The sequence below is a fragment of the Mesorhizobium sp. M0340 genome (genome assembly GCF_040321535.1).
In the GTDB taxonomy this organism is placed as follows: domain Bacteria; phylum Pseudomonadota; class Alphaproteobacteria; order Rhizobiales; family Rhizobiaceae; genus Mesorhizobium.
In genome coordinates this window covers 345,056-366,538 of the sequence record NZ_JAMYRR010000001.1, presented here as the reverse complement: position 1 = coordinate 366,538, position 21,483 = coordinate 345,056, and the positions used below count along the sequence as shown (strand labels likewise).

Here is a 21,483-nt window from a genome sequence, read left to right as displayed (position 1 = left end):
TCGTCAACCACCGCTATATAGTTTTGCATGAAGGCCAACGTTTCTCCTGACATTTTCCCGCCACGGGGCCATGAGGCCAAGCGGATGTCGATTGTCGATGCCGCCACCTCGGTCTTCTGCCGCGAAAGCTTCGCCGGTGCCAATATCGACATGATTGCCGCCGAGGCCGGCGTCTCCCGCCAGACCATCTACAATCATCACGGCGACAAGGAAAAACTCTTCGTTGCCATCGTCCGCGACCTCACCGAACGTTGTAACGCCGGCATCTTTGCCACGATTTCCACTTTTCCCGATCAGCCGAAGGATCTCGAGGCCGACCTCATCGCCTTTGCTGTGCGGATGAATCACAACTGCATCTGCAACCGCGACGGCAAATTCCTGCGCAAGCTGATCCAGACCGAGGGCGGGCGCTATCCCGAGTTGTTCGCCGAATGGCGCGAAGAAGGACCGGGCAGGACATGGCCGGCGATCGCCGCCCGCTTCGCCCGCCTCGCTCATGCCGGCTTCCTTGATATCGACGATCCCGATGTCGCAGCGCGCCAGTTCATGGCGCTTGCCAATGCCGAGTTGCAGACGACGTTCATGCTCGGCGGCACACCGACCGAGGACGAGGTGGTGCAGTCGGCGACAAATGGTGTGCGCACCTTCCTGCGCGCCTTCGGCAAGCGGCAGCCTGTGGCTCGTAAACAGGGCGCGCTCGCCAGCGCTTGACGATCAAAGCCGTTTGACGATCAAATCGTCGCCAATGGGCTTCGCTTCCGCACGCAGGCGATCTATATCCGGTTTACGCCGCGCTCAAGCTTGATTACAGCTATCAGGACGATTCAACGGAACCCGACAGCCACATGGCCGACGACCACATCCGCTACGACATTCTGGCCCAGGAGGCGTTGCGCGGCGTCATGCGCAAAGTCCTGGCCGAGGTCGCGCGCACCGGTCTCCCGGGCAACCATCACTTCTTCATCACCTTTCTCACCGGCGCGCCGGGCGTGCGCGTGTCGTCGCGGCTGCGCGAGCGCTATCCCGAACAGATGACCATCGTCATCCAGTTCCAGTATTGGGACCTGAAGGTGAGCGACACCGGCTTCGAAGTAGGGCTGTCGTTTTCCGACGTGCCGGAGAAACTGGAAATCCCGTTCTCGGCAGTGCGCGGCTTTTACGATCCATCCGTCAACTTCGAGCTCGAATTCGACGTCAAGACCGATACCCCGGCGGAACAGGAGACAAAGGCCAAGCCTGCTCCCGAGCCGCTGGCCATCGTCGCCGAGAAAAAGCCTGAGACGAAGAAGAAAAACGCTGAGGTGGAAAAGAAGCCTGCCGCGGCCGACGCCGGTGCCAAGGGCGCCGACGTGGTGTCGCTCGACGCCTTCCGCAAGAAATGACCCGACGGGCGGCGTGAGATGGCCGAGATCGTCAATCTCCGTCAGGCACGCAAGCAGAAGGCGCGAACCGAGAAGGAGCGCCTGGCCGAGCAGAACCGGGCGCTGCATGGCCGTTCCAAAACCAGCCGGGATCGCGACCGCCTGATCGCCGACAAGGCCGATAAATTCGTCGCCGGCCATCGCCGCGAAAAATCGGGCGATTCGGACAAATCCGATGCTTGAATGTGAATAGGATCGTCGCGTGAGCCCGGTCGAAAAGCGCTCGGTCACGATTCGCGGCCACCGCACCAGCTATTCGCTCGAAAAGCCTTTTTACGACGACCTGATCGCTATTGCGGCCGTGCGAAAACTGACGCTCGCCGCGCTTGTCGCCGAAATCGACGAGAGCCGCCCGCGCGATGCGAACCTCTCCTCGGCGCTCAGGCTCTATGTGCTGGATTGGGCCAAGCGCGGCAAGTTTTAGCCTTCAGGCAACGCTATCCTGTTTCCTGCGCCGGATACGGAAGCCCAGCAAAGCCGAGCGGTCGCGTTCTTCGGCCTGTTCCTTCGATCTGACGCGCATCAGGTCCTTCCAGCCGACATAGCCCACCAGCCGGGCATTTTCTCGCGTGACGACCGGCAAATGGGACACGTTCGCCATCAGCAGCTTGTCGGAGAGGCCCTCGAGATACTCATCCGGATAGGCCAGCGTGACCTTGCTGCCGGCCAGCAGTTCGCCAAGCGTCGTCGTGCGGTGCTTGCCGGCGCGTCTCCAGTGCAGGATCGCCGGCGGGTCGATGACGCCGAGCACGTGGCCCTCTTCATCGACGACCGGAAAGCTCGGATGCCGTGTCTCGGGCGCCGTCAGGAACGCTGCCGCGCCGTGTAGCGTCATTGTCGCCGGCACACTCTCGACCTCGCTGGTCATCACCTCGCGCACCCTGGTCAGGGCGAACGGATCGACACGGTATTCGCGAACCATGTGATGCCCTCGCCGTGCGATTTTTTCGGTGAGGATCGAACGCTTCATCAACAGCACGGTCACCGCATGCGCAGTGGCAGTTGCCGCGATCAGCGGCACCAGGACATGGGTGTTGCCGGTCAGTTCGACCGCAAAAAAGGTGGCGGTCAGCGGCGCACGCATGGTGCCGCCCATCGTCGCCGCCATCGCCAGCAGCGCCCAGAAGCCCGGATCGGCGGCCGGCAGGAAGCCGGCGAGGACCGCGCCCATCGCCCCGCCCATGATCAGCAGCGGCGCCAGCACACCTCCCGACGTTCCCGAGCCGAGTGCGACCGACCAGATGATCGCCTTCACCACCAACAGGGTGAGCGCAGCGGTCGCTATCGTGCGGCCATCCAGCATGTCGGCGATATTGTCATAGCCGACGCCGAGCGCCCGCGGCTCGATCAGCCCGCCAATGCCGACCACCAGGCCGCCGAGCATCGGCCACCACATCCAGTGGATGGGCAGCTTCTGGAAACCGTCCTCGCAGGCATAGACCATCTGGGTCAGCAACCCCGATAGCAGCCCGGCTGCCATGCCGACCAGCACCCAGCCGGCAAGGCCGGGAAATGAAACCTCCATGCCGCCCTGAAACGGGAAGATCGGCCCCGGCAGATGCAGCATGGTGCGCTCGACCTCGGCAATGATGGCAGCGACCGCTACGGGAATGAAGCTGCGCGGCGTCCATTCGAAGAGCAGCAATTCCACCGCAAGCATGATGGCAGCGATCGGTGTTCCGAACACGGTGGTCATGCCGGCCGCCGCACCCGCCACCAGGAGCGTCTTGCGTTCATTGTCGCTGACCGGCAGCATCTGCGCGATCAGCGAACCAATGGCGCCGCCGGTCATGATGATAGGCCCTTCCGCGCCGAATGGCCCACCGGTGCCGATCGAGACTGCCGACGACAACGGCTTCAGGATCGCCACCTTGGCGTCGAGCCGCGAGCGTCCGAGCAGGATCGCCTCGATGGCTTCGGGAATGCCATGGCCGCGAATCTTTTCGCTTCCGAAGCGAGCCATCACACCGATGATCAATGCCCCGATGACCGGAACAAATACCGAGGCATAGCCAAGCGGCGTATCCTGCAGTTTCAGGTCGGCGAGCGTGAACTGGCCAAAATAGGCGATGTTCGTGGCAAGCCGGATCAGCTTCAAAAGGGCAATGCCGGCAAACAACCCTGCCGTCGCAACCACCACCGCTATGCCGGCAATGAGCAGCACCCGGGCATCGGTGGTAAAATCGCGCAGATGGCCGGGGTTGGTGTGATCGGATTTCATTTGCAAACCTTGTTTTCTGGCGGCGTGCCGACTTGCGGATGCGTCGCCGACCGTGCCACCGAAGATGGCAGCCACGAGCCATGTTGGTTCGCTCTGTATCGTAACACGATATAAATGTTCAAGGCCGTTTGCGGCTTTGTCGGAAAGGAATCGATGGCAGACACTTCGAAGCCACAAAAGCGCGGCGCAGCGATCGGACCGGCCGACTACCAAAGGCTGTCCGAATTTCGTTACCTGATCCGCCGCTTTCTCGAATTCAGCCAGATCCAGGCGCAGGAAGCCGGCCTGACACCACGCCAGCATCAGGCCCTGCTTGCAATCAAAGGGTTTCCCGGCGGAGGGCCGGTGACCATTGGCGACCTCGCGGAGCGCCTGCGCATCCGCCATCACAGCGCCGTGGAATTGGTCAACCGTCTTTGCGAAGCCGGGCTCGTCGCGAGGGACTACGACGAGGAGGACCACCGCCGCGTGCTGCTGCGGCTGACCGAGCGCGCCGACGACAGTCTCGCCGATCTGTCAGCCGCTCATCTCGACGAACTCGGGCGGATCGAGCCGATGCTCAAGCGCTTGCTTGCTGGACGCGACACATAAGGGATGCGCCGTCACCCGCCATTCAGCGATTTTAGCAGATCGTCGATCGACGAGGGATCGAACTTGAGCTTTGGCGGGGGCTGCACTGGCGGTGGCACGTTATTTGTGGCCGGTGGCGCCCGTTCCGCTCGCTCCGCCGCGGCCTTGCGTTCGGCGTCGAGCCTTGCCTTCTCTTCCGAGGCGATCCGCAACGCCTCTTCCGCCCTCTGGCGTTGCTGTTCTTCGGCCTGCGCTGCTTCCTCGGCAGCCTGTTGCGCCGCCTTGGCTTTGGCTTCCGCATCCGCTTTGGCCTTTGCAGCCGCCTCGGCCTTCGCCCTCGCCTCGGCTTCGGCCTTCGCCGCTGCATCCGCCTTCGCCTTGGCTTCGGCCTGCGCCCTGGCCTCCGCTTCGGCTTGGGCCTGCGCCTCAGCTTCGGCCTTTGCCCTGGCGTCCGCTTCAGCCTTCGCCTTGGCTTCAGCCTGCGCCCTCGCCCCCGCTTCGGCTTGGGCCTGAGCCTCGGCTTCGGCCTTTGCCCTGGCGTCGGCCTCAGCCTTCAGCCGCGCCGCTTCCTCCTCCTGCTTGCGCCGTTCCGCCGCCGCTCTTTCACGCTCGGTTTGCAGGGCAGCGTAGTAGCGCACCTCACGCCGCAGCCTTTGTTTCTCGAGCAGTGCGGCTTGCATGGCTTCGACTCGCTGCTGCTCCTTTTCCAGCGCACGCTGGGTCAGGAACTGGGCCAGCGGCTCGCTGTCGAACTGCCGTTTGGTGGCGCCGAACGGACCGTCGACGCTGAAATTCAAAATCGGTTCGGAGCCGACCAGCGCCTCATCGCCGGGTCGATAGGCGACCTCGCCCTTGGCATCGACGGTGCTGGTGTTCAGATCGGCGGTGATGTCGGCGGACAGCGTCGCGCCCGGGCTTTCCAATTTGACCGGCGGCGCCCTCAGCGTGCCGCCGGCGATGGTGAAGGCAATATCGGTGTCCTGCGCCGGAAAACTGCCCGCCGCGGCGATCTGCGGCACAAAACCGGCAGTCTTCGACGCGTCGATATCGCGCCCGATCGCGTCGGCCTTGGCAATAAATGCGCCAAAGGCATCGGGATTAAAGCCGGCAATAGTCATACCCTTCAGCGTCGCCGTGCCGGAACCGGACAGCGCCGCGACCATCGCGTCGACCGATTTGCCGCTGGTCGAAAGCGCCGTCGAGAAATCGCCGCTGCCGCTGATGCCGGCCTCCGGCAGCACAGCTGTCAAATCGGAGCCGGCGAGTTTCATCTGACCGGAGAAAAGCCCGGTGCCGTCATTGTTCTTGAGCTCGAACAGGCCACTCAACTCGCCCCCGAGGAATTTTGCCTTGAGGTCGGAAACACGGATGCCCTCCTGGTCGAGCTGCAGCGAAAGCGCAGCGTCATAGGCGGTGGCAAGCGGGCCGGCGGCAAGCGACGCCGCCGTCAGATCGAGATCGGCGGTAAATGGCAGACTGGATTTCTGGCTGAACGGTGCCGTCGGCCAGGTCCTGTCATTGACAAGGAAAGCCTGGTCGCCGAACAGCATCACCGCCATCGGATCGAGGTCCAGCTCGTCCAGCGACAGCGCGCCGGCAAGATGCGGCAGTCCCTCTTTGATGTCGATATTTACGTCACCGGAAACCGCCGCTTCGTTGACGGCGCCGCTGAGCCCGCTCAGCACCAGGAGACCATTGCCGTAGTCGGCATCGGCAGCAAGCGACGTCGACATGCCGGTCTCCATGCCGGGCAGGCCGACGCCGGTCGTCATCAGCCATGGCGAGATGTCGGCCGTTTCAAGGCTGACCTTGCCCTTGGCGGCCGCGCCCTGAGGCGTGTCGGCAATTGTCCCGTCGAAACCAGCTTTGAAGTCATTGCCGGCCAAGCTGAATCGTGTCGCCAGGCCGCCGCCAAGCGTGCCTTTGGCCGAGACGTCGGTGGTCGCCTCGCCGAGCATGCCGAGCGGCAGCGCCGGCAGACCGTAAAGCGCCAGAAGCGCGGTGGCGTCGGCGTTCCTTGCGTTGAAGGTCAGCGTCACCGGCGCTTCGAGAGGCCGGTCGAGCGCCCCTTTGCCGGACAACGACGCCGAAAAGGCCGAGCCACCGGCCTTGCCCTGTGCGCTCATGGCCAGTCCGGTCGTACCATCGCCATTGTCTGCGGCACTCGTGACCGCGTCGATACGCGCATCCTGGAACAGCTCGGGATAGGCAGCAGCGCGCTCCGCCAGCCACTTCAGCACCGCATTGTCTCGATAATGCTGGACGGCGACGTCGATCAGCGGCTTGAGGTCGACGGCGACCACCGAGGCGTCGAGCTTGCCGGTCGGGCTCGCCGGGAAATCCTTGATCCGGCCGGTGGCGCTGATCGAGGCGCCGGCAAGTCCGCCGACCGACAGGCGGTCGATCTCAAGCAGCCCCTCACGCAATCTAAGTGAAGTATCGACGCTATCGGCGGTCAAGCCGCCGGCGCTGACCGGCCCGGCCTTGATCTGGAAATCGAGGTCGCGATCGGAAAAGCGGTTGGCGCCCTTGTCGCTGACGAAGATCGAGGCGAAGGCAGCGAGCCCATCGACGTCGAGTTCGCCACCTTCGAGTTGCATCAGCACCGATGGACGGGTTTCGTCGGGCTGGTTGGAATCGATGCGGCCGGAGAACTTCGCCTTGCCGAGGATGAGTTCGAGATCGCTGAAGGCCTGGTGTTTTTCGCTCAAATCCACCTTGGCCTTGAAGCCGGCGGCCGGCAAACGGCGGATCGCCTCGTCGACGTCCTTCGACAGCCAGGCGGCAAAGCCGGAGGGCTGCGCCACCGCCAGAAGCAGCGATCCGGTGAAACCGAAATGGTCCTCGACGCTGACCATGCCATTGGCTTCCAGCTTGGCGCGGCCGGGCAGCGTGGCGGCCAGCGATTTTACCGCCCAGCCGCCTTCGGCCGGCTCGGCGGACAGATGCACGTCGCGAACCGTGGTGTCGCCTGCGACCACCGCCGGCAGTTTCACCTCGACCGTGCCCGGTATGGTCGGCTTCGGCAGATCGAGCAGCGCTTGCTCGAGCGCCGCCACCCGTTCGGACAGCGTCAATCCGGCCCCGGCCGCCGCCCCGACCGCCTCGTCGAACTGCACCTGCGCGCCATTGGCCTCGATAGAGAAATGCGGCTTCAGCCCAAGGTCGACCGCAGCCGTGCCGTCAGCGGTGTAGGGATTGTCGAGCGGCCCGGTCTCGAAGCGGAATTCGTCGACGCCGAGCTTCTGGTGGTCGAGCGAAAACTTGCCGTTCAGCCTGAAGCCCGGGTCCGGTTTGCCGGCGCTGACCTTCAGCGCCTCACCGCCGGTGCCGCGCGGCCGCGCGGCGGTCCGGTCTGCGCCCGATATCTTGAACTGGCCCGAATAGACGGCGGCGCCCTCCACGAGGCCCACATTGCCGTCGGTCTCGATGACCAGCGGATAGGCATCCGGATCGGCCTTGAGCCGGAGCCGCATTTGCCCGTCCGGTTCGGCCTTGCCGGTGGAAGCGGCGATCGTGGTCCGCAACCCGTCCAGCAACAGTGAGCCGTCCAGCCGCCAGGGGCCGGCCAGCGACTTGGCCGAGATCGTTGAGTTGATCTCGGAAATAAGATGGCTGCGCCCGCCGGCGGCGTGGCTGAGCGCGATCTGTCCTTCCGTCACCGTCAGCTTCTCGATGGAGATCTGGCCGGGATCGAACGGCGAGGATGGCCGTATCGTCCAGTCGACCGTGCCGTCGGCGGCGATGTCGATCGTCGCCTTCGGCCGCACCAGCCGCATGTCGAAGATCAGCACCTCGCCGCGCAGGAATGGCGCGAGTTCTGCATCCATCGAAAAGGTTTCGACGGTCATCGCTGGCTGGCCGTTGGGGCCACCGGCAACGGCGACGTTGGAAAAGGTCACCGAGGGGAACGGCAGCAGCCTTGCCGTCGCATCGCCTTGCACGGTCACCTTGCGGCCGAGGACGGCACTGGCCTCGCGCTCGAAATCGGCACGGTAACCCGTCCAGTCGACAAAGTACGGCACCACCAGCGCCGCACACAGCACCAGCACAAGAAGCCCACCGAAGATCACGAACAGGCGTGCGAGCATCAGCTCCTGGATAGTTTTGGTTGAAAGTCAGTGGCACTCTACCCGCATCAGCGTGTCGATAAAGAGGCAAATGGGGGCACGGCAGCGGCCTGAAGATCAGTCCTTTCCAGGCAATATCTTGCCGGGGTTCATTATATTCAGCGGGTCGAGCGCCTGCTTGATCGTGCGCATGATGTCGACGCCATGGCCGAGTTCATGCCGCAGGAAGCCGATCTTGCCTTGCCCTATGCCATGCTCGCCGGTGCAGGTGCCGTCCATGGCGATGGCGCGCATGTTGAGCCGCGCCACGAATTTTTCCGCCAGCGCGATCTCCTTCGGATCGTCCGCGTCCATCAGCACCAGCACATGGAAATTGCCGTCGCCGGCATGGCCGACGATCGGCGCGATCAGGCCCATCTCGGTGATATCCGCCTCGGTCTCGGTGACACATTGGGCAAAGCGCGAGATCGGCACGCAGACATCGGTCGAGAGGCCCTTGGCACCCGGCCGCAGCGTCAGCGACGACCAGTAGGCATCGTGCCTGGCCTTCCACAATTTCGTCCGCTCTTCGGCGACGCTGGTCCACAGGAACGGGCCGCCGCCATTTTCCTCGGCGATCATGCCGAAGGTTTCGGCCTGCTCGGCGACGCCGGCATCGCTGCCGTGGAACTCGACGAACAGGCACGGACTCTCGGGATAATCAAGCTTCGAATAGGTCTTCATCGCCCGCATCTGCAGCGCGTTGACCAATTCGATGCGCGCCACCGGAATGCCCATCTGGATGGTCGCGATCACCGCATTGCACGCGGCCTCGACACTGGGGAACGGGCAGACGCCGCCCGAAATCGCCTGCGGAATGCCCTGCAGCTTCAACGTCAGCTGGGTGATGATGCCGAGCGTGCCTTCCGAGCCGATCAGCAGCCGTGTCAGATCGTAGCCGGCCGAGCTTTTCTTGGCGCGCTTGCCGGTCGTCACTGCCTCGCCGTCGGCCATCACCGCAGTCAGCGACAGGACGTTTTCGCGCATCGTGCCGTAGCGCACGGCGTTGGTGCCCGACGCCCGCGTCGCCGCCATGCCGCCGAGCGAAGCGTTGGCACCCGGGTCGATCGGAAAGAACAGGCCGGTGTCGCGCAGATGCCGGTTGAGGTCCTCGCGCGTCACGCCGGGCTCGACGGTGCAATCGAGGTCCTGCGGATTGACTGCAATGATGCGGCTCATGCGTGACGTATCGAGGGAGATGCCGCCGCCCGGCGCATTGGTGTGGCCTTCCAGCGAAGAGCCTACGCCGAAGGCGATCACCGGCACGCGATGGGCCGCGCAGGCGCGCACGATCTCCTGCACCTCCTGCGTGGTCTCGGCAAAGGCGACGCCGTCCGGCGCCTGCGTCGGAATATAGGTCGTGGTGTGCGCGTGCTGGGCGCGGATCGCCTGGCCGGTCTGGAATCGCTCGCCGAGCCGCTGTTTGAGGATGCCGAGCACGGCGGCGATGCCTTCTTCGTTGCGCTCGACCGGATTGAGGTCGCTTAGAGCCATCGATTCCTCCGCGAATGGACCAGCGTCCACCCTTGTTCTGCATCTACGGATGCGTAGTCTCACCAACCACGCTCTGTCCAGTCCACGCTCATCCCGGCATGACGAGAAGGAAGTTTCCGATGCCCATCCCCGCCCCTTTCGTCTCTCGCGCCATGGACATCGAGGAGGCCTGGATCGACTACAACGGCCATCTCAACATGGCCTATTACAACGTGCTGTTCGACCGGTGCTCCGACGAAGCCTTCGAGGTGATGGGGATGGGGCCGGACTATGTAAGGGAACGGCGGCTGACCATCTACACCGCGGAAGTCCATGTCTGCTACGTCCAGGAATTGCATCTCGACCACAAGGTCACAGTCTCGTTCCAGTTGCTGGACCATGACGAGAAGCGGCTGAGGGCCTACCAGGAAATCCGCCATCTCGACGGCTGGCTCGCCGCCACCTCCGAAACGCTGTCGCTGCATGTCGACATGGCTGGCCCGAGGGTCGCGCCCTTCCCCGCTGACGTCCTGGCCAGGGTGGAAGCGATGCGCGCCGCCCATGCCGCCCTGCCGATGCCGGAGCGCGCCGGCCGCTCGATCGGTATTCGTCGTAAGCCGGCTTGAACCAAGAGAGCGCTTGAACCACTGGCCAACCGCCGTTAACCTTACCGAGGTTTTAACGTGAACAAGCCGAATTGAGACGTTGAACGACTCAGCGCGGCGTTGGAAAACCATCCGCATCGAATTGCGATACGGGCGGCGGAGCAGCAGCGGTTCGGGGAACGTGCATGAAAACCGACATCAAGGTCGAGGCGGACAGGCTGGCGGCTGATCCACGCATCACCGACTATGATTTCTGGCGCTCGCTGAAGAACCTCAACAACGAGATCTTCCACATCGCCAACAACAACGAGCCGATTCCCTTCGCCATGATCCGCTGGCGCGCCATCCTGAAGCAGGCGCGGATCAAACGCGGCCACGCCTGAACGGTGCGGGAAGAAACAGACCGGCCGTCCGGTTTGCATTTCTGGAACGTTTGCGCTGCCCCTTATCCGGCTGCCGCCATCTTCTCCGCGTATAGTGACGGGGAGAAGGGGCTGGCCGCAGCCTCAGCGCTCTTTCAGCAACGCTGGCAATTAACGAAACCATTGATGACAGCGTCCGAGAAGTGCCCGGCAGGGCGATGAAGGGGCGGCGCGACGTTTCGAGTTAAGCGGACGACGTGCTGACGAACGACCCCAAGCATCAAGGCTGGCGCTTCACCGCCCCCAGCGGCGAGCGCGGCACCACCGGCGACGACTGGATGATCGCCGTGTTGGTCATCGCATGGGGAATGATCCGGTCAATCACTCGCTCGAGCTCGGCCACCGAGGCGACATGCGCCAGCGCGATGAAGCAGTCCTCACCGGTGACCCGCTCGCATTGGGCGATTTCCGGCAGGTCGCGGATAATTTCGGCCACGACGGCGAGTTGCCCCGGCACCGGCCTGATGCGCAGCCATGCCGACAGCTTCATGCCCAGCGCGGCCGGATTGATACGCACCGTGTAGGCCTCGATCACACCGCTTTCCTGCAGCCGCTTGATACGCTCGGCCACGCTCGGCGCCGACAGGCCGACCGATCGCGCTAGTTCGGCGGTGCTGGTGCGCGCGTCCTTTTCTAGCAGGCGCAGGATTTTCAGATCCGCCGAGTCCAGATCGGCATTTTCATTTCGAAGGCGTTTCAGCGGACAACTCCTTGCTTTCGGAAAGCAAATAGCCGCAATGACCGGCCATCATCCATATCAATAGCAAAAATCGCCTGCGATACTGATCCCATGCAAGATCGGACGCAAGCCCCCGCAGCAAGTCCGGCACTCGCCGGCCCCGCCTTTACCTTGGCAAACGCGGTCCCGCCGCATCTCTGGTTCGGCGTCAGCGCCGTGTTCCACTATCTCGGACCGGCCTTCGCGGTGCTGCTGTTCCCGCATGTCGGCGTGCTCGGCATGGCTTGGCTGCGCATCGCCACCGCGGCACTCGTCTTTGCCCCGTTGACCCGGCCCTGGGCGGTCTTCGCCCGCGCCGATCGCTCGACGCGGTTGTTGCTTCTGGCCTTCGGCGTCTGCCTTGGGGTGATGAATTGCTCGTTTTACCTGGCGCTTGACCGGCTGCCGATCTCGCTGGTGGCGGCGATCGAATTCGTCGGCACCATCGGCGTTGCGCTTGTTGGCCTCAGAAGCCCGCGCAATCTCGCCGCACTCGCAATCGCTGTCGCCGGCACCCTGTTGCTGATCGACGTCAAATGGTCGAGCGATCCCGTCGGCCTGTTCTGGGCCTTCCTCAACGGCACGCTGTTCGTTGGCTACATCGTGCTCGGCCACCGCGTCGCGCGCGGCGGTGCCGGCGATGGCATCGCCGGGCTGGGTGCCGCCATGGCGGTCACCCTTCTCGTCGTTCTACCGATCGGTTTCGCCGATGCTCTGCCGGCTTTCTCGGCGCCGCCGCTGCTGCTTGCGGCGGTCGGCGTCGGCATCTGCTCGTCGGTCATTCCCTATATATGCGACCAGCTTGCCATGTCGCGGCTGCCGCGCTCCAGCTTCGCGCTGATGCTGTCTTTGCTGCCGGTCACCGCGACGTTGATCGGCGTTATCGTGCTGCGGCAGGTGCCGAGCCTCACCGACTGCATCGGCATCGCGCTGGTGGTGGCCGGCGTCGCCCTTCACAAACCGGCGCCGGCGCCCACCTGATCAGGCCAGCTTCTCCTTGAGGAAGGCGATCGTCCGGCCCCAGGCGAGGTCAGCCGCATTCTTGTCGTAGCGGGCCGCCGACGTATCGTTGTTGAAGGCATGGTTGGCGCCTTCATAGACATAGACCGAGTATTCGACATGAGCCGCGTCGAGTGCCTTCTTGAAGGCATCGATGCCGGCATTGGTGCGGGTGTCGAGGCCGGCATAATGCAGCATGAGCGCGGCCTTGATCTTCGGTACGTCCTCGGCCTTTGGCTGCATGCCGTAATAGGCGACGGCGGCTGCGAGGTCCGGCGCGTTGACGGCCAGCATGTTCACCGTGCCGCCGCCCCAGCAGAAGCCGACGGCGCCGACCTTGCCGTTGCCGTCCTTGTAGCCTTTGAGGTAGGCGACAGTTGCGACGGCATTGGCGGCGACCTGTGCTGGATCGAGCTGGGAAAACAGGTCACGTGCCCTGTTTTCATCGCCCGGCGTGCCGCCGAGCGGTGTCATGAAGTCCGGCGCAAGCGCCACGAACCCTTCCAGCGCAACGCGCCGCGCCACGTCGCGAATATGCGGGTTGAGACCCCTGTTCTCATGCACCACGATGACGGTACCAAGCTTGCCGGTCTGGTCTCCCGGCCTGACCAGATAGCCCTTCATCTCGCCCCCGCTGCCGGGATAGCTGATGTCCTCGCCTTTCACACGCGGATCGTCTTCCGCCACGATTGCCGCCTGGGCCGAGTTCGCCGCCAGCAGCGGCGCGATCGCGGCAGCTGCCGCACCCGATCCGGCAAGCCTGGTCAATTGCTCCATGAAGCGCCGCCGGTCGAGCGTCAGATGCGTGTATTCGTCATAGGCATCGATCATCGCCTGGGTAATGACAGGCTTGGCGGCAGTGGGTCCGGCAGGTGTTGTCATGGCGCGCTCCTCGTGGGCCCCCGCGGCAACATAGAGCCGAAGCTTGCCTGGTCCAGTCACGGCTGAGTGAGGCTGCCAAAAGTCCCTGCACGACGACCGTGATGCCCGGCGCCGCACCGTCGTTAAATTTTGGTCCTTTGTGGCAATGCTAAATGCACGCACCACGATGTAAAAAGAAGTTACCGGGCTATGCCTCATTCGGGCCATCTGGCGAACGAGAATGGCCATTTGGCGGGAAAAGAATGCGTGATTGAGACGAAGGAATACGCCCATGACCTTTCCCTCCCCGCTTCTGGCAAGTGGGTCGCCCTCGCCGCCATGGCTTTGCTGGCGCTGCGGTTCACTGCCTTCCCCGCCTTCAAACGATCGTTGATCAAGATCCGCGTCAACCGGCACCCGCCCGCAAACACCAAGGTCTGAGGAAAGATCATGGACGTTCAGGACATCATCAACACCGTCTCCCAGAAATCCGGTCTCAACCAGGCTTTGACGGAAAAGATCGCCGGCACGATTTTCTCGGTGCTTGAACACGAGGCGGAAGGCACGACCCTGTCCAGCTTCTTTGCCAAAATCCCGGGAGCCGACGCCCTGGCCAAGCGATATGATGTCATGGCTCCCGGCGCGGCTTCCGGTGGTGGCCTCCTGTCCTCGCTGGAGGGCGCGCTCGGCGGCGCTCTCGGCGAAAAGACCGGCGCGCTGATCAACGGCGTCGCCATACTCAAGGCATCAGGCCTTACGCTCGCACAAATCAGTCAGGCCGGCACGATGCTGGTCCAGCAGGCCGAGGCAGCAGCCGGCCCGCAGCTAACCAATGAGGTCCTTGCATCGGTACCCGACCTGAAAGGGCATCTCGGGCTCTGAAGGAACTTCTCTATTTCGGCAGCGTATAGGCCATTACATAATCGCCCGGCTTGGTGCCGACCGAGCCGTGGCCGCCGGCAACGATGACGACGAACTGGCGTCCGTCGGCTACCGTGTAGGTCATGGGTGTCGACTGCCCGCCGGCAGGCAGCCGCGCCTGCCAGAGCTGTTTGCCGGTCGTCAGGTCATAGGCGCGCACATAGTCGTCGACCGCCGCACCGAGGAAGGCGACGCCGCCGGCAGTGATCATCGGCCCGCCAATGCCGGGCACGCCGACCTTGAACGGCAGCGGCAGCGGCGTCATGTCGTAGACGGTGCCGTTGCGATGCTTGTAGACGATCTTGCCGGTCCGAAGGTCGGCACCCGCCACATAGCCCCAGGGCGGCGCCTGGCAGGGAATGCCGAGCGGCGACAGGAACGGCTTCAATATCACTGCGTAAGGCGCACCCTCATTGCGGTTCAGGCCTTGTTCGCTGCCCTTGGTGTCACCGGGCGGCGGCACGTCGGCGCGCGGCACCAGTTTGGAGATGAACGCCAGGTATGTCGGCATGCCGAACATCACCTGCCGGATCGGATCGACTGCCACACCGCCCCAGTTGAAGGTGCCGAAATTTCCGGGATAGATCAGCGAGCCCTGCAGCGACGGCGGCGTATAGCGGCCCTCATAGCGCAACTTGCGAAGCTCGATCCGGCAGGCCAGCTGGTCGAACATGGTAATGCCCCACATGTCGGCGCCGGTCAGTGGCTTCGGACTGAAGCTCAGGTCCGAGGTCGGCTGTGTCGGCGAGGTATGGTCGCCCTCGATCGCGCCGCCGGGTGCTGGCACTTCCTTGACCGGAACGATCGGCTCGCCGCTGCGCCGGTCGAGCACATAGAGGTCGCCCTGCTTGGTCGGCCCGACCAGCGCCGGCACCACGCCATTTTCCGTGGTGATGTCGACCAGCGTCGGCTGCGCCGGCACGTCCATGTCCCAGAGATCGTGATGTACGGTCTGCCGCACCCAGCGCAATTGTCCGCTGTTGAGATCGAGCGCGGTGATCGACGAGGAGAATTTCTCGTCATTGGCGCTGCGCCCGGCGCCGAGCTGGTCCGGCGTCTTGTTGCCGAGCGGCACATAAAGCAGGCCGAGCTTTTCGTCGGCGCTTGCCGTCGACCACATGTTGGGCGAGTTGTTGGTGTAGGTCTGGCCCGGCGGCAGCGGCGTCGTCTGGTCTGGATTGCCGGAATCCCAGTTCCACAACAGCGCGCCTGTGTCGGCATCGTAGGCACGGATGACCCCGGACGGCTCCTGCGTCGAATAATTGTCGTTGACCGCGCCGCCGACGATGATCTTGTTGGCGACGATCAGCGGCGCCGACGTCGAATAATAATAGCCCGGCTTCGGATATGGCATGTTGGCGAGCAGGTTCAGCGTGCCACCCTCGGCAAATGTGGGGCAGACCTGGCCATTCGCCGCATCGAGGGCGATCAGCCGAGCGTCGGATGTCGGCAGGTAGATGCGTGTGGCGCAGGGCTGGCCGGCGGCGATCTTGGCGTCGGCATAATAGGACACGCCGCGGCAGGTCTGGTGCTGGCGGTCCTTGTTTAGCTTGACCTGGGGATCGAAGCGCCATTTCTCCTTGCCGCTCGCGGCATCGATGGCGATGGCGAAGTTATGCGGTGTGCAGATGTAGAGCGTGTCGGCAATCTTCAGCGGCGTCACCTGATAAGTCGTCTCGCCGATGTCGTCGGGCCCTTTCACGTCGCCGGTTTGATAGGTCCAGGCCGGCTGCAGATTGGCGACGTTTTCCGGGGTGATCTGGTCGAGCGGCGAATAGCGCTGGCCATAGGGTGTACGGCCGTAATAGTGCCATTCGCCGGGCGGCACATTGCCGCCGAGATCGGCCGTCGGCGTCACCTTGTCGGTGTTGAGTTCACCCGCAATATCCTTTGGATCGACCGTCATCGAATAACCGGCGACGGCAAGCGATGCCAGCACGGCGAGGATAAGCGGTGCGCGTCCGTCGGGACCGGTAAGCCCGCGCCGCGCCCATGGCGTCAACAGCCATAGCGCGACAAGCACGATGATGCCGCCGCGCGGACCGAGTTCCCACCAGTCGAAGCCGATCTCCCAGACCGCCCAGGCGAGCGTGCCGAGCACGATCGCCGCGTAGAGCCACAGCGCGGTGGATCTGCGCCTGTAGAGCAGCCAGGCCGCGACAAGGAAAGCTAGACCAACGATGACGTAATACCAGCTGCCGCCCAGCGTCACGAGCCAGATACCGCCGCCGCCAAGCGCCAGGCCGATGAGGAAAAGGATCAGGGAGGTGATGACCACAGCCAAGACGGTGCTCCTTCGACTGGTGCGCTCCGCGACGCGTCCATGGGCAACCCGGCATTGCGCTCCTGCCCCGAGCACAACTTTCTCCGGCCCGCCTCCCCTGTCAAGCAAGCTCGGCGTTTTGCAGCGCCGGCTCATCGCAAGCCCGGCGTTTTGGTTAGCAGACCCATTCAGATTGTGAGTCTACCGACTGGACAGAGAACAAAACGGAGACGCTTCTGGCCTTTCGCTGCCGAATCACTACATTCGGGGAGAGATGTCCGGCTTTTCGGAAGACATGCCCTTTTTTGACGAACCGAACGCGCGGCCTGTGGCCCCGTCGGGCATTGCCGCGCGCGCCATGGCTGCCCGCAGCAACCAGAACAACGCGCCCGACTATCTCAACGGCCTCAACCCCGAGCAGCGGCTGGCGGTGGAAACCACCGAAGGCCCGGTGCTGGTGCTGGCAGGCGCCGGCACCGGCAAGACGCGGGTGCTCACCACCCGCATCGCCCACATCCTTGCCACCGGCAAGGCCTTCCCTTCGCAGATCCTCGCCGTCACCTTCACCAACAAGGCGGCGCGCGAGATGAAGCAGCGCATCGGCCTGTTGATCGGCGAAGGCAATGTCGAGGGCATGCCGTGGCTCGGCACCTTCCACTCGATCGGCGTCAAACTGCTGCGCCGACACGCCGAGCTGGCCGGGCTCAAATCCGACTTCACCATTCTCGACACCGACGACGTGGTGCGCCTGATCAAGCAGCTCATCCAGGCCGAAGGGCTGGACGACAAGCGCTGGCCGGCCAAGCAGTTCGCTCAGATGATCGACGGCTGGAAGAACAAGGGCCTCGGTCCCGCCGACATCCCCGAGGGCGATGCCCGTGCCTTCGCCAACGGCAAGGGCCGCGAGCTCTACAAGGCCTATCAGGAACGGCTGCAAACGCTGAACGCTTGCGACTTCGGCGATCTCCTATGCCACCCGATCCGCATCTTCCGCGCCAATCCGGACGTGCTGAAGGAATACCACAAGCGCTTCAAATATATCCTCGTCGACGAATACCAGGACACCAACACCGCGCAATACATGTGGCTGCGGCTGCTGGCACAACGGCCGCAATCCTCCCCCCTTGAGGGGGAGGTGCCCGCGAAGCGGGCGGAGGGGGTTGCCGCAGAAGGCACCGCCACGGGGTCGAGCACTGCCGCTCGGACCCCACCCGACCGGGCTTTGCCCGGCCACCCTCCCCTCAAGGGGGAGGGAAGCCCGCGCCTGTCCACCGTAAATATCTGCTGCGTAGGCGACGACGACCAGTCGATCTATGGCTGGCGCGGCGCCGAGGTCGACAATATCCTGCGCTTCGACAAGGATTTTCCCGGCGCCACCATCATCAGGCTGGAGCGCAACTACCGCTCGACCGCGCACATCCTCGGCACCGCCTCCCACCTCATCGCCCACAATGAGGGCCGTTTCGGCAAGACGCTGTTCACCGAAAAGATCGCCGAGGACGACGAGAAGGTGCATGTCCACGCCGCGTGGGATTCCGAGGAGGAGGCCCGCGCCGTCGGCGAGACGATCGAGGCCTACCAGCGCCAGAAGCACAATTTGAACGATATGGCGATTCTCGTCCGCGCCTCCTTCCAGATGCGCGAATTCGAGGACCGCTTCGTCACGCTCGGCCTCAATTATCGCGTCATCGGCGGCCCGCGCTTTTATGAGCGGCTGGAAATCCGCGATGCGCTGGCCTTTTTCCGCGTCGTCGCGCAAGGCGCCGACGACCTCGCCTTCGAGCGCATCGTCAACGTGCCGAAACGCGGCTTGGGCGAGGCCACCATCCGCCAGATCCACGATACCGCACGCGCGCTGCGCATCCCGATGCTGGAGGCAGCGGCAAAACTCGCCGAGAGCGATGAGCTGAAGCCGAAGCCGCGCGCGGCACTGCGCGAAGTATCGGCCAATTTCGAACGCTGGCAGAAGGCGCTGGAAACCACGCCGCATACCGAGCTCGCCGAGACCATACTGGAGGAGAGCGGCTACACCGACATGTGGAAGAACGACCGCTCGGTTGAAGCGCCCGGTCGGCTCGAGAACTTAAAAGAACTGATCCGCTCCATGGAGGAGTATGAATCGCTGCGCTCCTTCCTCGAACATGTCGCCTTGGTGATGGACGCCGAGCAGAACGCCGAGCTCGATGCCGTCAACATCATGACGCTGCATTCGGCCAAGGGCCTCGAATTCGAAACCGTGTTCCTGCCCGGCTGGGAGGAAGGCCTGTTCCCGCATCAGCGTTCCCTCGACGAGGGTGGCCGCTCCGGGCTGGAGGAGGAACGCCGCCTCGCCTATGTCGGCCTGACCCGCGCCAAGAAGAACCTGCACATCTGGTTCGTCTCCAACCGCCGCATCCACGGCCTCTGGCAGTCGACCATCCCGTCGCGCTTCCTGGAAGAACTGCCGGAAGCCCATATCGAAGTCTCCGAGAGCGGCAACTCCTACGGCGGCTACGGCAATGCCTATGGTGGCGGCTCGTTCGCCTCCGGTCGTGGCGGCCAAGGGGCGGGCAGGCAGAACCCCTATGGAGCATCGCGCTTCGACAACATCGGCAGCAATAACGGCGCCGAGAAATCCGGCGCTTTCTCCAGCACCTATGCGACGCCGGGCTGGCAGCGTGCTCAGGCCAACCGCACCGAGGCGACCGACCGCAATTGGGGCACGCGCTCCGGTCACCAGGTCGAGCGCATCGGCTATGGCGAAACCGACTCCGGCTACGGCGCCGGCCGCACCTCGATCAAGGGCCGCACCATCGACGGCGAGCTGGTCGCCAAATCCGTCGCCGACACGCCGTCCCCCTTCAGCGTCGGCGACCGCGTTTTCCACCAGAAATTCGGCAACGGCAACATCTCGGCCATCGAAGGCAACAAGCTGACCATCGACTTCGACAAGGCCGGCCAGAAACGCGTACTGGACGGGTTTGTCACGGGAGTGTGAGGCCGCCGGTCACCGATACCGCGCCTGGTTCCACTTATGGCCGAGCAGCGACAGGATGATGATCAGCCCGTTGAAGAACTGGACGTAGAAGCCGCTCAGTCCCGCCGCGACGACGCCGGTCTGGATGAACGAGACCGTGACCGCGCCGATCGCGCCGCCGACCACCGTGCCGATGCCGCCCCAGGTCGGCGTGCCGCCGACGAACACCGATGCCAGCACCGGCAGCAGGTATCCGTCGCCAGCCGTCGGCCACCAGGTGAAGTTGATCATCACCGAAAACGTGCCGGCGATCGCAGCGCCAATGCCGACGAAGACGAACACTTTTACCCGCACGCGCTTGACGTCAATGCCCATCTGCTGGGCGCTGTCGGGATTGTCGCCGACCACCTTGACCTGCGCGCCGAAGCGATGGCGGTTGTAGAGCAGCGCCGACAGCACGACGAAGCCGATGGCCCAGAAGATCTGCACCGGAATGCCATAAAGCTGGCTGGAGAAGATCTTGTAGGCCCAGCTGTCGGCAAGGCCGGTCAGTGCCGTCGACCTGCCCTCGTTGATGATCTGGATCAGGCCGCGCAGCAGGAAATTCATGCCGAGCGTGGCGATCAGCGACGACAGCCCGCCATAGACGACCAGGGAGCCGACCAGGAAGCCGAGCAGCATGCCGGTGACCATTGCGGCGGCGATGCCGAGGAACGGGTCGTAGCCGGCCTGCACGACCAGCGCGAACACCCATGAGGCAAAGCCCATCGTCGCCGGAAACGACAGGTCGATCTCGCCACAGGTGACGACGAAGACCAGCGGCACAACTACGAACAACGCCACCGGCAGCGTGGTCAGCACGGAACTGTAAAGATACCAGGTGGTGAAGACCGTCGGATTGGCGATCATGAACACCGCCATCATAACGATGAACACGGCCAACGTGCCGAGTGCGGCGCGGTTGTCGAGGATGAACCCGCGCAGCCAATTGTCGGACGGGTGTCGCCACTCTTTCCCGGCGGTTTCGCCATGCGTGGTGCCGAGGGGGCTCTGCAGATCGGGTTCCATGGTCTTGCTCATCGTGCCGCCCTCCCCGCATCGGCCACGTCGTGCAACCCCGGCAATCCGCTGGGGTGGGCGACGTCTTCCATGAAGTTGATCAGGTCTTCGGCCGACTTGACCTCGCTGCGGTCGGCGGTGAGCGCGACCTTGCCGCGGTCCAGCACCACGAAACGATCGGCGATATCGAAGACGTGGTGGATGTTGTGGCCGATGAACAGGATCGAGCGCCCGCTCGCCCGCACCTGGCGCACGAAGTGGAAGACCTTGGCGGTCTCGGTCAGCGATAGCGCCGTCGTCGGTTCGTCGAGGACTATCAGCTCCGCCTTCTTATAGATGGCCCGCGCGATCGCCACGCCCTGGCGTTCGCCGCCCGAGAGCTGGCCGACGATCGACTGTGGCGTGAACACTTTCGAGGTGAAGCCGATCTCGCGCATCAGCCGGCTCGCCTCCGCGATCTCCTTGTTGACCTTCAGCCAGCCAAGCCAGCCGGTGAGTTCGCGGCCCATGAAGATATTGCGCACGATGGTCTGCTGCACGGCGAGCGCCCGGTCCTGGAACACGGTCTCGATGCCGGCGTCGCGCGAGCGCGCAGGGTTCCATCCGGTCACCGGCTTGCCGCGGACGAGAATCTCGCCGCTGGTCGGCTTGACCACGCCGGACAGGATCTTGATCAGCGTCGACTTGCCGGCGCCGTTATCGCCGATCAGGCCGACCACCTCGCCGCGATCGACGCTGAGATTGACCCCGCCCAGCGCATAGACCTGGCCATAGGACTTGCTGATGTCGCGCAGTTCGATGATGCGTTCGGCCATGGCGATCCTCGCTTGATTTTCGCGTGCCGGCCTTTTCGCCGGCGGTCCCGCCGGCCGGGCTCGATCCCGG

General features: G+C 64.0%; 19 protein-coding genes. 11 read left to right on the top strand and 8 right to left on the bottom strand.

What is annotated here, in order from left to right:
• Positions 1-27 precede the first annotated feature (27 nt).
• The 4 genes from NKI79_RS01850 (at position 28) to NKI79_RS01835 (ending at position 1,845) form a co-directional block, all read left to right on the top strand.
• The gene (locus NKI79_RS01850; protein ID WP_352799567.1) at positions 28-711 is read left to right on the top strand and encodes a TetR/AcrR family transcriptional regulator; all 684 of its coding nucleotides are present in this window, start codon (positions 28-30) and stop codon (positions 709-711) included.
• Positions 712-845: 134 nt separating this feature from the next.
• On the top strand, positions 846-1,382 hold the full coding sequence (locus NKI79_RS01845; protein WP_254818944.1) for an SspB family protein: 537 nt from the start codon (positions 846-848) through the stop codon (positions 1,380-1,382).
• 18 nt (positions 1,383-1,400) lie between these two features.
• Complete coding sequence (locus NKI79_RS01840) at positions 1,401-1,604, top strand: DUF4169 family protein (protein WP_352739953.1); 204 nt, start codon at positions 1,401-1,403, stop codon at positions 1,602-1,604.
• A gap of 19 nt (positions 1,605-1,623) precedes the next feature.
• A complete protein-coding gene (locus NKI79_RS01835; RefSeq protein WP_254818946.1) occupies positions 1,624-1,845 on the top strand; it encodes a ribbon-helix-helix domain-containing protein in 222 nt (73 codons plus the stop codon).
• A 3-nt stretch (positions 1,846-1,848) separates the two neighbouring features.
• Here NKI79_RS01835 and NKI79_RS01830 read toward each other — a convergent pair whose 3' ends face one another.
• Positions 1,849-3,642, bottom strand: a complete 1,794-nt coding sequence (locus NKI79_RS01830) for a chloride channel protein (protein ID WP_352799566.1) — start codon at positions 3,640-3,642, stop codon at positions 1,849-1,851.
• 153 nt (positions 3,643-3,795) lie between these two features.
• Between NKI79_RS01830 and NKI79_RS01825 the strand changes: the two genes are divergently transcribed.
• Positions 3,796-4,233 (top strand): MarR family winged helix-turn-helix transcriptional regulator, encoded by a 438-nt coding sequence (locus NKI79_RS01825; RefSeq protein ID WP_352799564.1) that lies wholly within the window; start codon positions 3,796-3,798, stop codon positions 4,231-4,233.
• Between the two features lie 11 nt (positions 4,234-4,244).
• Here the strand turns inward: NKI79_RS01825 and NKI79_RS01820 are convergent, their stop codons facing one another.
• The gene (locus NKI79_RS01820; protein ID WP_352799563.1) at positions 4,245-8,303 is read right to left on the bottom strand and encodes an AsmA family protein; all 4,059 of its coding nucleotides are present in this window, start codon (positions 8,301-8,303) and stop codon (positions 4,245-4,247) included.
• Positions 8,304-8,399: 96 nt separating this feature from the next.
• Positions 8,400-9,815 (bottom strand): FAD-binding oxidoreductase, encoded by a 1,416-nt coding sequence (locus NKI79_RS01815; protein WP_352799562.1) that lies wholly within the window; start codon positions 9,813-9,815, stop codon positions 8,400-8,402.
• A gap of 119 nt (positions 9,816-9,934) precedes the next feature.
• On the opposite strand from NKI79_RS01815, the gene NKI79_RS01810 reads away from it, so the two are divergent.
• Both NKI79_RS01810 and NKI79_RS01805 read left to right on the top strand, forming a co-directional pair.
• Positions 9,935-10,420: a thioesterase family protein gene (locus NKI79_RS01810; RefSeq protein ID WP_352799561.1), complete on the top strand. Its 486-nt coding sequence runs from the start codon at positions 9,935-9,937 to the stop codon at positions 10,418-10,420.
• A gap of 164 nt (positions 10,421-10,584) precedes the next feature.
• Complete coding sequence (locus tag NKI79_RS01805) at positions 10,585-10,782, top strand: hypothetical protein (protein ID WP_352466944.1); 198 nt, start codon at positions 10,585-10,587, stop codon at positions 10,780-10,782.
• Between the two features lie 259 nt (positions 10,783-11,041).
• On the opposite strand, the gene NKI79_RS01800 is transcribed toward NKI79_RS01805, so the two are convergent.
• On the bottom strand, positions 11,042-11,521 hold the full coding sequence (locus NKI79_RS01800; RefSeq protein ID WP_352799727.1) for an Lrp/AsnC family transcriptional regulator: 480 nt from the start codon (positions 11,519-11,521) through the stop codon (positions 11,042-11,044).
• 90 nt (positions 11,522-11,611) lie between these two features.
• Here NKI79_RS01800 and NKI79_RS01795 point away from each other — a divergent pair, with 90 nt between their 5' ends.
• Positions 11,612-12,520, top strand: a complete 909-nt coding sequence (locus tag NKI79_RS01795) for an EamA family transporter (protein ID WP_352799559.1) — start codon at positions 11,612-11,614, stop codon at positions 12,518-12,520.
• On the opposite strand, the gene NKI79_RS01790 is transcribed toward NKI79_RS01795, so the two are convergent.
• On the bottom strand, positions 12,521-13,420 hold the full coding sequence (locus NKI79_RS01790; RefSeq protein WP_352799557.1) for a dienelactone hydrolase family protein: 900 nt from the start codon (positions 13,418-13,420) through the stop codon (positions 12,521-12,523).
• Between the two features lie 246 nt (positions 13,421-13,666).
• Between NKI79_RS01790 and NKI79_RS01785 the strand changes: the two genes are divergently transcribed.
• Positions 13,667-13,840: a hypothetical protein gene (locus tag NKI79_RS01785; protein ID WP_352799555.1), complete on the top strand. Its 174-nt coding sequence runs from the start codon at positions 13,667-13,669 to the stop codon at positions 13,838-13,840.
• 9 nt (positions 13,841-13,849) lie between these two features.
• Positions 13,850-14,281, top strand: coding sequence for a hypothetical protein (locus NKI79_RS01780; RefSeq protein WP_352799553.1), 432 nt, complete (start codon positions 13,850-13,852; stop codon positions 14,279-14,281).
• Positions 14,282-14,291: 10 nt separating this feature from the next.
• Here the strand turns inward: NKI79_RS01780 and NKI79_RS01775 are convergent, their stop codons facing one another.
• A complete protein-coding gene (locus NKI79_RS01775) occupies positions 14,292-16,604 on the bottom strand; it encodes a glucose/quinate/shikimate family membrane-bound PQQ-dependent dehydrogenase (protein WP_352799551.1) in 2,313 nt (770 codons plus the stop codon).
• 253 nt (positions 16,605-16,857) lie between these two features.
• Here NKI79_RS01775 and NKI79_RS01770 point away from each other — a divergent pair, with 253 nt between their 5' ends.
• Positions 16,858-19,560, top strand: a complete 2,703-nt coding sequence (locus NKI79_RS01770; protein WP_352799549.1) for an ATP-dependent helicase — start codon at positions 16,858-16,860, stop codon at positions 19,558-19,560.
• A 9-nt stretch (positions 19,561-19,569) separates the two neighbouring features.
• Here the strand turns inward: NKI79_RS01770 and NKI79_RS01765 are convergent, their stop codons facing one another.
• Together NKI79_RS01765 and NKI79_RS01760 are read right to left on the bottom strand one after the other, a co-directional pair.
• The gene (locus tag NKI79_RS01765; RefSeq protein ID WP_352799547.1) at positions 19,570-20,619 is read right to left on the bottom strand and encodes an ABC transporter permease; all 1,050 of its coding nucleotides are present in this window, start codon (positions 20,617-20,619) and stop codon (positions 19,570-19,572) included.
• A complete protein-coding gene (locus NKI79_RS01760; protein WP_352799545.1) occupies positions 20,616-21,413 on the bottom strand; it encodes an ATP-binding cassette domain-containing protein in 798 nt (265 codons plus the stop codon). Before NKI79_RS01760 ends, NKI79_RS01765 begins: the two co-directional genes overlap by 4 nt.
• Positions 21,414-21,483 lie beyond the last annotated feature (70 nt).